Genomic DNA, 12413 nt, shown 5'->3' with positions numbered 1-12413 from the left:
TAACTAAAAGCCGACCGCAAAATCGGAGGATAATCAAGGTTGTGCGCCCATAGCCTTCAATGATTTTTCAAGCATCAACATTTGCCACAGGGTGCGCGAATAATCGCTTCGTCCGGCGATGTGGGCATCGGCCATTTGCGTCACGAAAGCGGGATTGACCCACCCCGCCTGTACAAGCGAAGAACGCGATGCGATCGCCCGGATTTCACCGGCCAATGGCCCCCGCATCCAATTGGCGATAGGGGTCACAAACCCTTGTTTTGGCCGGTAGAGGACGTCCCTCGGAAGATAGCGCTCCATACACTTCTTGAGCAGATACTTACCCGTCCCCGAACGCACGCGCATACTTTCAGGAAGTTTGGCCGCGAACTCCACAAGGCGATGGTCGAGCAAAGGTTCACGCGCTTCAAGGCTCACCGCCATGCTTGTGCGGTCAACCTTGGTGAGGATGTCGCCCGGCAGCCAGAATGTAAGGTCGGCATACTGCGCGCGGTCCAGCCCCGATCTCGCGGGCGCGTTCTTCATCAGATCAATGAGTTCTTCTTCGGCGCAAAACCCGCCAAGGTGCGAAGCAAATTTCGGCGTAAAAAGCTTTGAGCGCAGGTCAGGCGTGGTGACGCTTAAGGCGTTTGCGTAGCCCTCCTCCCCACTCTGAGCCAGTGAGAGGAAAGTGGTCTTTGCCCTCAAGGGGCGCGGCGCCCAATCGGCCTTTGGCCAGAATCGGCCAAGCCCGCCGAACAATGGTTGCCGTAAACCTGCTGGCAGAAGCGAGCGCACTCGCTCTTCACCCTGATGGAAAACCTGTCGCCTGTAACCAGCGAATGCCTCGTCTGCGCCATCTCCGGAAAGCGCCACGGTGACCTTCTCGCGCGCCAATTGGCACACCCGCCATGTTGGCAGAGCAGAAGCATCGGCAAACGGCTCATCAAACATGGCAGCGAGCCTGTCGATGTCTCCAAAATCATTCTGGCTCACCACGCGTGCCTCGTGCGAAGTGCCGAATTGCTTTGCGATCATCTCGGCGTAACTGGTCTCATCCAACGCTTCGACATCGAAACCTATCGAGCAGGTGCGGACTGGCTGAGGGCTCGCCTCGCTCATCAAGGCGACGACGCTAGATGAATCGACCCCGCCCGACAGAAACGCGCCAAGCGGCACGTCTGCTACCATGCGCGATTGCACCGCCTCTCGAAGCAAATGCACAAGTTCAGCGGAAAGATCGGCTTCCTTGCCTTTTGCCCGCTTCTCGAAACTGATGTCCCACCAACGTCGTTGTGCGGGCATCGGCTTGCCGTGTTCGAGCAACAGAAAATGGCCGGCTTGCAACTTCGTCACCCCATCGAGGATGGAATGGCTATCAGGCACATAGCCCCAGGTCATATAGGCCTCGATTGCCTGCGGATTGATCCGTCGGCGCATCATTGGGTGCGCCAAAAGCCCCTTGAGCTCGGAAGCAAAAATCAGGCTGCCATCGGAAAGGTGCGAGAGAAAGAGCGGTTTTACGCCAAGCCGATCGCGCGCCAGAAAAAGCTGCCGCCGCTCCAAATCATAAATTGCAAAGGCGAACATGCCATCAAGGCGCGAGAGGCAATCAGGGCCCCAACGCTGCCAGGCGGCGAGAATGACCTCGGTATCGCCAGAGGTTCGCAACTGCGCCCCTTCTCGCTCCAGCCGGGCGCGAAGTTCGCGGAAGTTATAGATCTCGCCGTTGAAAACGATCACCGCCCTGCCATCGGTTGAGACCATCGGCTGAGGCGATCCCTCAAGGTCGATGATGGAAAGGCGGCGATGCCCGAGACCCACGCCACGCTCGGTCCAGACCCCTGCCCCATCCGGCCCTCGATGCACCATAGCATCGCACATCCGCTCGACCCGAGCAGGATCGACCGGCTTAAGCGTCTCTCGATGAAATATCCCCGCGATCCCGCACATGTTGAACGCGCTACCCTATTGCCGCAGAGCCAGCAATCACCGCCGCGCCGCCTGCAAGAATACAAAACGCGAGGATGCCAGCCAGGATCGATGCAGACGGTGTGTTGGGACCTGCAAAACGGTCTAATATCGCAAAGCTCAGCACTTCTTCGGCACGCCAGCCGTAGTCTTCGGGATCGCGCTCGAAATAGCGCCACGCACAGCCGAGGATGAGGACGACAACGAAGGCGAAGAAAAACCAGCCGTAAAAAACGTGGTCAAAGCCTGCCGCGAAGTCGACGCCTTGGGATTGCGCGATATAGATGGTGCCCCATGCCCGGACGCCATTTGCGACAACCGGGACAATGATTGAGGCCACCATGAAAGCGGCTCTTCGGGACCAACTGGTGAAACGGGTATAAGCGACCAAGACCGAAAGGGTGATCATCGCGATAAGAAAGCGCACGCCCGAACACGCCTCGGCAACAATGAAAAGGCCCACGGGCGTATCGATATAGATGCCGTCCGAAAAAGCGGGGATGCCGCTTAAGTGGGTGAGCCAAATGGCTATCTCGGCGGTGACAACTTGCAAGGGCTCGATGATTTCGTCGCCAAATGGCACTAGGAAAACCCCGAAACACAAGGGAAGCGCAATCACCGTGCACACTCTTGGTCCCAACACAGCGATAACGATGCCCTGAAGCGTTCCCACAGCGCCAGCGTGGGCGATCAGATTTGTCTCGGTGACACGCCCTATAAGCCAAAGCGAAAGCCCCAGGGCGACCACACCCAGACCCGGTAACCAAGGTCTTGGAGCGAGTTTAGCCAACTCGCTCGCCTTGAGCGCAACGAGCCAGCCGATGATGATCGGAATGAGGAGAATGTGGGAATAGGTGTCGATATTCCACCACTGGTGCAGCATCTCTGCCCATTCGCGAATGGTAACAACAACACTTGCCAAAGCGCCAAGGATGAGAACGACCAGAGCCTCGCGCCACTTGGGGCTGATCCGAGAGAAAACGGCTTGTTTTGACGCGGGACTAAATGTCGTTTCAGGCGGCATCGCGGGCTTCCACGTGGCGCAGATCGATAAGCGCTTCTAGCGGGGCGAGCATGGCATCCCAATTGTGGTGATCGAGAACGAATTGCCGTGCCGCCTTCCCCATGGCTTTCGCGGCGTCGGGATTGGCGCGCAGGGCATCAATCCGCGCGGCCATCGCCTCGGGTCTGTCTTCGCACAGCATCCAGTGTTTGCCATCGACCGCATCAATGCCGGTCGCCGCTTGCTTGGTCAGCAATACGGGGCGCGCCATTGCCATAGCCTCCAGCACTTTGTTCTGAACCCCGCGCGCGATCGATAGCGGCACCACGACGCAGTCAGCAGCGGCAATGAAAGGGCGCACATCAGGGACCTCTCCCCAGATCGTGGCACCCTGCCCGTCCTTGTCTTGCAGCCGCCTGGTCGGGTTGCGCCCGACAACATGGATTTCAGCATCGGGGTTCTCGGCATTGTAGTCAGCCCAGAACGACCCAATCGCCCATAACGCAGCCTGCTCGTTTGGTGGATAATCCATTTGTCCGGTGAATACGAAATGCGGTCCGGATCTGGCCTCAAGATCGGCGTGGGGCGTGGAGAGTGAGGGATCGAAGAAATCAGTATCGATGCCATTGCCGATGACCTGAACATTCACCTTCTCAGGCTCCGAGAGCCGCGAGCAGAAAAGATCAGCCTCGTTTTCGCTAATCAGGATCGTTGCATCGGCCCGCTTCGCCAAACGCTCTTCCTCGCGTGCCAACAGCCGCCCTTCACGAGAGTTGAGCCACACGCGCTGACCTGCGGAGGCGTAATTTTCAAACTTGGCGCTATCGACATCGCACAGGTCAATCACCACCCGGCCTTTGAAGTCTTCGGGGATGTATTGGCCCATCTGCCCCGAAAAAACGAAGATCGTGGTGATAGGGCGCGAGGAGATTGTTTTGCGCACCCAGTTTTCTATCCGGGACGAATGAAAGGCAGTGAGGCTTACAGGCTTTCCTGAAAGCACCGCTTCGACGCCGGCCGAAACAAGCGGCTTGGTCCGATTGACGACACAGTGCGAAGCGGCAAGCGAGGCGACCTCTTTGGCTCCTTCCCTGTCTTCGGTACTCTCGGCAAAACAGCCCACGTGAACCGGGGCTAGCTTGGCGAGCTTTTTAAGAAGGTTAGAGCTGCGAATCTTGTCCCCGCGATTGGGCGGGAACGGCACGCGGTGTGCAAGAAAGAGGATTTCACCCATCGAAGCGTTCCCTCACGCGAGGCCGCGCGCGATGAATGGGCCAATGGTATTGGCGATCGGGAGCGGCAGCTTCTTCCAAAGTTCGATCTTGCGGCTGTACGCTTCGCTTGTTGGGTCCACATCGCGTCGCGCCTCGCCCGGCGCGGTCCACATCCCATAAACGAGAGGTTGAGGATCAAAGCCCCAATTCTTTTTGAACTTTGCAGGTCCGCTTCCGGTTTTGGAACGGCCGAAGTCGAACCGCTTCATTCCGCGCTGCCGAGCATGGCGCATAAGCTCAAAATACATGAGTTCGTTCGCGCGCGCTGCCCTCGCAGCAAAGCTGCCCCCGCCCCAAAACGGAAGCACCGCCCCATCGTGGTAGAACGAAAGGACACTTGCCAGCGGTGTACCATCACGCGAAATCGTGAGGATGTCGCTTTCTTCCGGGAAGGCTTCGAGCATTTGCTTGAAAAGAGCCCTTGGAAAAACCGGTGTGCCAAGGTTGCGCACGCTCTGCGAGTAGCAGGCGTAGTGCGCTGCCAAATCCTGTGACGAGCGCCCGACGCGCACCTCGAGATTGTTTTTGAGCCCCTTGCGCACCTCTGCGCGCGATTTGCGCGGGATAGCGAGAAGCTCCGCTTCATTGTCCTCGGCCAAATCTCGCTCAAAACCGCAGTGCTTGTTGGCGATGGCATGCCACCCTTCGGGCACCTCGCCGCCACGCAGTTCAACGCTGGCGAAGCCTTTTGCCTTGGCAAGGTTTTGCGCTGCTCCAGCGAGTTTCGCCGCGACTTCGGGCCGCTCTGCACATACGCCGCCACCCACGCCAAAGCCGCTGGAAACAAGAGCCTTCCCAAAAAGAAGGGAGCGCACCTCCGTCAGTGGCAACCAACCCTGAATGACGCCCAGTTGTTCGACCACAAATCCGCCAGCGCGTTGGCCAGTCGATTTCTCGACAGCAAGTAGCCAGTTCGGCCTGTGAAAGACACTTGCGCCCATCTCTTGCACGAACCCATCGAGCCGCATGCGCATTGCGGCGTCAGCCAGATCAACCGCCCGCGCGTTGAGAGAAAGGCTTACCGGCGCATTCATCGCGCAGGCTCACGCTGCGAGACGGGAAAATCAAAAGCACGGCTTGCCTCAATTTCGGCAAGTGCATCCATGCGGCCCCAATGAAACTCGCGCACAAGCTTGCGCAGCTTATCGGCCATTTTGTCCAAATTGGTGTAGTGACGCAGCTTCGAGCGCAGCCCAGCATTGCCAACACGCGGCTGTCGGGGATCGACTTCCCAAGGGTGGAAATAAAACACCGCTGGCCGCTCGTCCTCACGGTTCACTTGTGCAATCGCCCAACGCGAGAAGCCATAGGGGAGAACACGGAAAAAGCCGCCACCGCCCGCTGCCAATCGGCGCGAGCCTAGAAGCGCGGTTGTCACCGGAATTTCAATCAGGTCCGACCCTGCAACCGGGCGAAAGGCAAAACGTGGTGCCTCGCGCCAACCATAATGGTCGTGCACGACCGGTGCGACGCTGGATGAATATTTATAGCCCTGCTCTGCCAGCACATCGAGAGCCCAAAGCGATCGCGGATCAATCGAAAAGCTCGGCGCCCGATAGCCGATGACAGGCTGTCCCGTCGCATCTTCAAGGATTTCACGAGTCTTGCGGATATCCTCTGCGAATTTGCCCGGATCAAGGGTGAATACCCGCGCATGATCGTAGCCATGACTGGCTATCTCATGGCCCGCCTCGGCGATGCGGCGAATGGATTGCGGATAACGCTCTGCTATCCATCCAAGGGTGAAGAAGGTCGCGCGCACCCCAGCCTCGCCGAATAGCGCGAGGATTTCGTCCACGTTGCGCTCGACCCGGCTTGTCAGGCCATCCCAATCACCCCGGTCAATGACATCCTCGAAGGCTCCGACTTGGAACCAGTCTTCGACATCGACCGAAAGTCCATTGGAAATGGGACTTGCGACAGCATCTTTGAAACCAATAGGGCTCTGCGCGTTCATGGCCTAGGCGGCCTCGCGCGACTTATCGTCCTCAAGCCATTCGATCAGCATGGTCATCACATGGCGGAAAGAGCGTTCCTGCTCTTCAAGCCGCGCTTCAATACGTTCGAGGGCCTCATTGAATTCATCTTCGCTCGGACCATGCAGATGAACTTCGTCCGGCCGAGCGCCAGCCGCCTGCAGTTCGCCGATTGCCGCTTCCAATTCGGCAGCGCGGGCATCACGCTGCGCCATCATCGCCGCGACCTCGCTTGCCGGAATGCTCTCGATTGCGATTTCGGTTTCGGCATCAACGGGTTCAGCAGGCCCATCGCCAGCAGGTTTACCTTCGGCCTGTTCCTCGCCTCTCTCATCGAGCAGCCGCTCCGCGGAAGCTTCACCGAGCGTGTCCTGCGAAACAATTTCCGGCGACACCTGGCGCAAGGATCCGCCGCGTGACTGATCCTGGGACATTTCTTCGAGCACCGCATCAAGCATGCTTAAACCAATCTCATCGCGCTCTTCGATTGCACCAAGAAGAAGCAAACGGTTCATGATCTGGTTTACACGGCGCGGTATGCCATCTGTCGCATCATACAATGCGGTGAGCAGGCCAGCTTCAAGCGATGGTTGCTGTTCCCAGCCGACATGCGCCAAACGGTGGTGCACGTAATCTTCAAGTTCTTCTGCATCCAAAGCCTCAAGGTGGTGCGAGGCGATAATCCGCTGGCGAAGCTGATCAAGATTCGGATGATGCGCCAAGGTGCGACGGAACTCCGGCTGGCCAAGCAAAAGACTTTGCAAAAGCGGGTGCGAACCCAATTGAAAGTTCGATAGCATCCGCAGTTCTTCGAGCGCAGTAAACTCAAGGTTCTGGCACTCATCGACGATCAACAGGCAGCGACGCCCTGCGCGCGCTTCTTCCTGGAGGAATTGCTCGATTGCACCCAATGCGCCCGCTTTATCCTTGCCATCAACAGCAATTCCAAAACTTTGCGCAACGACATGGATCAGCTCTTCGCCGTCCAGCGCGGAGGTCACCACCTGGGCAACGGTCAAGGCCTCCGGATCAATCCGCTCCATCAGATGAGCGACCAGCGTGGACTTACCTGCACCCACTTCACCGGTAATAACGATGAAGCCCTCGCCCTGATTGAGGCCATAGCCAAGATAGCTCATCGCCTTCTTGTGGCTTGCGCTCTCAAAATAGAACTCGGGATCAGGGGTTAGCTGAAACGGTCGCCCGGTGAAGCCGTAATAAGAATCGTACATGTTACCTAACGCTCCATGAATCTCTTAAAAGTCGTAGCGCAGACCAAGCAGCGCGGAGGCTGTGGCAAAGTCTTCGTCCGAAAATTCGCTGTCGAAATAATCCAGCGCCACCGCGGCTCGCGCTGACAATCTGCCGGCAAGAGTGCGGCTGTAAGCAGCGCTTGCACCAACCGCTGTGAGGTCGCCATTACCCGAGTTCGAAGTGAACCAGTTCGCATAGGCTGTCGTCGCAATCGCGCCGCTGCGGCCAACGTCCGTGCTCAAAGTGCCGGTGAGGTAGTAGCTTTCGTCACGGATGCCATCGGCGCTTTCAAGCGCGCCACCAGCAGCCGCGATAAAGGTACGACGGTCGTATCCTGCACCGATGGCTGCGTTGATGCGGCCAAGTTGCGTGGTGTAGCTTGCATTGACGCCGCGACCGCGGAAAGCGGACGAACGGACCGAACCGAGCGCGCCGACAAGGCCAACACCCTCATCGCTCGACACAAGCCCGCCAAAATCGCCGGAGAAAGGATTACGCTGCACCGAGAAATCGGTCGAGAGGCGTGACAGAGAATTGTTCACGACCCCGCCAAACCCCGAAATGCCATCGTAGACCGCAATCGCAAGCGAATCGCCCGGGTTCGGCTGATAGCTGAAGGTGCCGTAGTAGGTCGTGCTGTCATAGCGACGGCCAACACGCGCCTCGAGGTTGGTGCGTGAACTGGGGCGCCACAAAACGCCAACATCCCACAGCAATCCATCGACCTCAAACGCTACAAGACGTGGGGAGGCGCTGTCGGTGACCAATCTGCCATTGCTGTCGAACACTGGATCGCCATTGACGTCTCGCACCGCATCGCGGCCCGAAACTTCGACGTCTTCATATCCAACGCCGCCAACCAGAGCGAGCGCCGGTGTCACCGGAACGGTCACATCACCGCGCACGTAAACATCACGCACCCTCTGATCGAGGTTTGAGAGGTCTTCCTGAAAGCCGCCTGCGCTAACCGCCAAGCCGACGGGCAGAGCCTCGCCCGGACGAACGCCTGCGGCGATCTGGCCGCTATACGTTACGCTGTCATCGAATACATCGACCTGATCGCCGTTGACGTCGAAAACCGCGTTGTTGGCCTCGAAACGGTTATAACCGACGCGCGCATTGCCCGAGATATGGACTGCGCCTGCGCGGGTCTGGAAATCCGGACCGGCGTAAACACTGTAGATCTGATTGGTCGCATCTTCGCTGGCCAGAGGATTGACTGAAACAGCGCCGCCGCCATCAACGCGGCTACGGCTTGCAAGAGCGCCTGCCTGTAACGTTACCGCTCGGGGGACAACTTCAAGATATCCCCGCGCAATTCCGCTCACGGTGTCGGTATCAACCTGATCATCACCCCATCCGAAATTGCGCTCATAGCGCACCGACACGGAAGCTCCGCTGCGACGCCCTTGAACGGTGGTGTCCACTCCGACTGCAACCTGGGTGTAGGTCAGTTGATCACTCACCGGCTCCAATTGCGCGGTGAGGATCTGGGAAACCTCGATATAGGGTTGAACGGTGGTGGCCCGACCTTGATCGGATTGCGGCCCTTCTTGCGCCATCGCCGGAGAAGCGGCTGCGAGAGATGCAATCCCTGCAAGAAGGCTAGTTTTTAGATAACGCATGGTCATCCCTCCCTTTCGCCATAGTCGCCAAAGCGGCGACCGGACGGGCTGAATTGTGTTGCATTGAGAAGCAGTTTGATGTCGTCGCACGCGGAAAGAAGCTGGACTGAATCGTCGAGTGCCGCGCGGCTTGTATCGTCAGCGCGCACTACAATCACGGCTTGGCCGACATGGGCGGCAAGTTCGGCTGCTGGCGATGCGGCGAGCGCCGGAGGTGTATCGAAAATAAGGAAACGATTGGGCGCACCTTGAGTTAGTCGGTCGAGCACCTGGCCGGTGCGCGCGCTTGTGAGATACTCTGAATCGCGCGCGCTGCTGGTTCCCGCAGGCAGGATGAAAAGCCCTTCGATATCGGTTGGCGAAACGTGGTCTTCAGGGCGCAGGCTCTTGTCGGCAAGCACATCCATCAGCCCTGCACCGGTTTCGACCCCAAGGCGCTGCGAAACCGACGGATTGAGAACATCAGCATCCACCAGAACCACCTCGATGTCTCGTTCAGCAGCGAGGGCAATGGCCAAATTGGCGGCGCAATAGGTCTTGCCCTCGCCCTGATGCGGCGAGCAGACCAGTATGCGGCGCGCCCGGTCATCGCCTGCATGACGCGCATCGGCAAGCAGCTCACGTTTGATGATCCGAAACTCTTCGAGAAGTCCGGTGACCGGAGCGCCTGGAGTGATCAGCCCCTCTACCTCGAGAACATCACGATCAACGCAGACCTTTGGCCCGCGCAGCGCAACTGCACGCTCAGGTCTTTGTGTTTCAGGGTCTGGTTGTTGCTTATCGGCGGTGGTTTTTGGCGGTTCGGAAGCTTGACGTTGTTCGTTCTGCGCCTCACGCTTTGATGGCGCCGGTGCGACCGGGCGAGATGCCAAAGGCAAATTGCCAGGCACTGGCTTTGCGCCAAACCCATCCAGTCCAAAAACAGCATCCGCACGTTCAAACAAGGAAGTGCGGCCCCCGGAGGAGGCGAGCGTTTTGCGGGAGAAGTTGCTTTGATCAGTCACTGTGCTTCCTCACGCAATCGTCCCAATCGAGACGACCTCGATCACCAAAAGAATACAAAGCACGCCGACAAGGCCCGCGCAGGCTCCTGCGAACTGGCGCAAACGCCGTTTGCGCAAGGTTTGGGCGGCTTGTGAAAGGTTGAGCGACACTGACCCGATGACAGGCAGCCCCATCGATTTTTCAAGCTTTTGCGCCGTGGCATAGCCCGAGCGCAGCTGGCCCATTATCCATGCAATCCCCACACCCGCACCGATCCCGGCGATAAGCACGCCGAACAAAAGAAGCGGACGATTGGGAGCAGCTGGTTTTTGCGGCACGACCGGCGGATCGACGAGATCGAATTTATACTGGCTGGTTTCATCAACCACATCGCCGCGTGTGCGCAGTTTTTCGCGATCTTCGAGCAACTTTTCATAGTTGTCGCGCAGCACCTCATAGTCGCGGCTGATGCGGTTTGCTTCGGCTGCAACGGCAGGTTCGGTCGCCTGGCTCGCAGCAAGCGATGCCAGCTGCGATTGCAGCGCGGCGCGGCGCGATTGAAGCGATTCAATCGAAGCCTGACGATCAGCGCGCAAAGCGATAAGCGAAGAGTAAGCTGGGTTCGGTGTGCCCGAAACCTGATTGGGACCAGCGCCCGCGACTTGCTTAGTCAGCAAATCCACCTGGCGCCTGGTTGAAATGACATCAGGGTGCTCTTCGGTTAGCCCGCGCGAGCGAAGCCCGGCCAATTGCGACTGTGCCTCGAGCAGAGCAGCTTGCGGTCCCACAGCGTCCGAGGAGCCGATGATCGTGCGCGGAGTGCTTGCGATCTGGCTGTTCATCGCGGCAAGCGCGCTTTGCGCTGCTGCAAGGTCGGCGTCGATATCGCGCAGTTCGGTGCGCGATTGCTGAACCCGGGTGGAAAGCGTTTGTGTACCGCCGATAAGATCGGGGTATTGAGCCTCGAAGGCAAGGCGCCGTTGCTCAGCCGCTTCGAGCTCGAGCTTGCGCTCTTCAAGCTGATCGTCGAGGTCGTTGATCGCGCCGCTGATTTCGGCGCGGTTGCCCGCGATGTGTTCTTCGCGGAAAATATCGAGCAGCTTTTGTACCACATCGCGCGCAAGCACGGCGTTTTGAGCATCACTCAAATCGCTTTTGCCCACCGACGCGGTGATGGCGAACAAATTGTCCTCCTCGCTACTGATCTTCACGTCCTCGCTCAAAGAAGATATCGCCCTCTCCAGCGCCTGTCGGTCCTGTATCCCATCGCCCAGCTTGGTGGTGGTGATGACCTTCTCCAGGTTGACCGAGCTCAAAAGCGTCTGGCGAACGCGCGCGATCTCTTCTTTGCCGTCACCTGCAATGCCAAGCTGTTCGGAAAGAACATCCTCGACGTCGACATAGATACGGGCCTTGGATTCGTATGAATTGGGGATGAGCGCCACGACGAGCCAGCCTGCAAGGCACACCCCCCAGGCAACAGCCAGCGCGATCCAGCGGCGGTGCCAGACCGAATAAAGCGCTGTGCGCAGCTCTTCGAATAGCTCGTGCATTGTGGTCCCAACGCTCCCTTAGAACCGGCTCTCAGGGATAATGATGGTGTCGCCCGGACGCAGCATGACATTCGCCGTGCTGTCGCCGCGCTTGATCAAATCGGAAAGGCGCAGGCGGTATTCCTTCTGAACACCCGTCTCGCGGTCGATCCGCAGCAGCTTGGCCCGGTTGCCCGACGCAAATTCACCAAGACCGCCGACTGCGATCATCGCATCGAGGACGGTCATATTGGCGCGATAAGGCAGGGATGCGGGCTGTTCGGTTGAACCGACCACGCGGATCTGCTGGTCAAAGGTTGAATTGAATTCGTTGACGATCACCGACACGATCGGTTGCTCGATATATTGGACAAGCACGTCGCGAATATCGTCTTGAAGCTGCGTCGCGGTTTTTCCGACTGCGGTCATGTCGCGCACAAGCGGGATCGTGATCCGTCCGTCGGGACGAACCTGAATGTCCTCGGCGCTCAATTCCGGATTGCGCCAGACGTGAATGGTGATCTGGTCGAGCGGCCCGATGATGTATTCTTCGGTCGGCGCTGCTTGCGAATCTGCATAGGTCGCAGTCGGTAGCTCTGGTCCTGTGCCCGCGCAGGCTGTCAGCGTTAACGTCGCTAAAGACACGCCGGCAAGACGAGCAAAAGAAGGCGAATTTGGCATCGATGCATTTCCTCAAGGTCGTGGTGCGAAAGCTGCCTGCACCTGTGAGGAGCGACCTCACGCAAGCGGTTTTTCGCGAATGACCTGGAGTTACTCGCCGATAATGGTGAATATAATGTTAGTGATAACGCGAT

Annotated in this window: 10 protein-coding genes; all 10 read right to left on the bottom strand. The window is 58.3% G+C overall.

All coding sequences use genetic code 11. The features are described from left to right. Window positions 1-33: 33 nt before the first annotated feature. Genes MWU38_RS08650 through MWU38_RS08605 form a run of 10 tightly spaced genes read right to left on the bottom strand, consistent with a single transcriptional unit; the run spans window position 34 to window position 12279 of the window. The gene (locus MWU38_RS08650; protein WP_247271448.1) at window positions 34-1932 is read right to left on the bottom strand and encodes an XrtA/PEP-CTERM system amidotransferase; all 1899 of its coding nucleotides are present in this window, start codon (window positions 1930-1932) and stop codon (window positions 34-36) included. Between the two features lie 10 nt (window positions 1933-1942). After that, window positions 1943-2974, bottom strand: coding sequence for an exosortase A (gene xrtA, locus MWU38_RS08645; RefSeq protein ID WP_247271447.1), 1032 nt, complete (start codon window positions 2972-2974; stop codon window positions 1943-1945). Then, window positions 2964-4187: a TIGR03087 family PEP-CTERM/XrtA system glycosyltransferase gene (locus tag MWU38_RS08640; protein ID WP_247271446.1), complete on the bottom strand. Its 1224-nt coding sequence runs from the start codon at window positions 4185-4187 to the stop codon at window positions 2964-2966. The genes xrtA and MWU38_RS08640 overlap by 11 nt, the downstream gene beginning before the upstream one ends. A gap of 12 nt (window positions 4188-4199) precedes the next feature. Further along, window positions 4200-5261 (bottom strand): FemAB family XrtA/PEP-CTERM system-associated protein, encoded by a 1062-nt coding sequence (locus MWU38_RS08635; protein ID WP_247271445.1) that lies wholly within the window; start codon window positions 5259-5261, stop codon window positions 4200-4202. Further along, on the bottom strand, window positions 5258-6184 hold the full coding sequence (locus tag MWU38_RS08630; protein WP_247271444.1) for an XrtA system polysaccharide deacetylase: 927 nt from the start codon (window positions 6182-6184) through the stop codon (window positions 5258-5260). Before MWU38_RS08630 ends, MWU38_RS08635 begins: the two co-directional genes overlap by 4 nt. Window positions 6185-6187: 3 nt before the next feature. Next, the gene (locus tag MWU38_RS08625; protein ID WP_247271443.1) at window positions 6188-7435 is read right to left on the bottom strand and encodes an XrtA/PEP-CTERM system-associated ATPase; all 1248 of its coding nucleotides are present in this window, start codon (window positions 7433-7435) and stop codon (window positions 6188-6190) included. Window positions 7436-7459: 24 nt separating this feature from the next. Then, a complete protein-coding gene (locus MWU38_RS08620) occupies window positions 7460-9082 on the bottom strand; it encodes a preprotein translocase subunit YajC (RefSeq protein ID WP_247271442.1) in 1623 nt (540 codons plus the stop codon). A gap of 2 nt (window positions 9083-9084) precedes the next feature. Continuing rightward, window positions 9085-10086, bottom strand: a complete 1002-nt coding sequence (locus MWU38_RS08615; RefSeq protein ID WP_247271441.1) for a P-loop NTPase — start codon at window positions 10084-10086, stop codon at window positions 9085-9087. A gap of 9 nt (window positions 10087-10095) precedes the next feature. After that, entirely contained in the window at window positions 10096-11619 is a 1524-nt protein-coding gene (locus MWU38_RS08610) for an XrtA system polysaccharide chain length determinant (RefSeq protein ID WP_247271440.1), read from the bottom strand. Window positions 11620-11637: 18 nt separating this feature from the next. Beyond that, on the bottom strand, window positions 11638-12279 hold the full coding sequence (locus MWU38_RS08605; RefSeq protein ID WP_247271439.1) for an XrtA/PEP-CTERM system exopolysaccharide export protein: 642 nt from the start codon (window positions 12277-12279) through the stop codon (window positions 11638-11640). Window positions 12280-12413 lie beyond the last annotated feature (134 nt).

Origin of the sequence: Qipengyuania sp. S6317L1 (assembly GCF_023015615.1) — a bacterium.
In the GTDB taxonomy this organism is placed as follows: Bacteria; Pseudomonadota; Alphaproteobacteria; order Sphingomonadales; family Sphingomonadaceae; genus Erythrobacter.
Note: the sequence above shows the minus strand (reverse complement) of the source record. Positions and strands in the feature narration are given on the sequence as shown.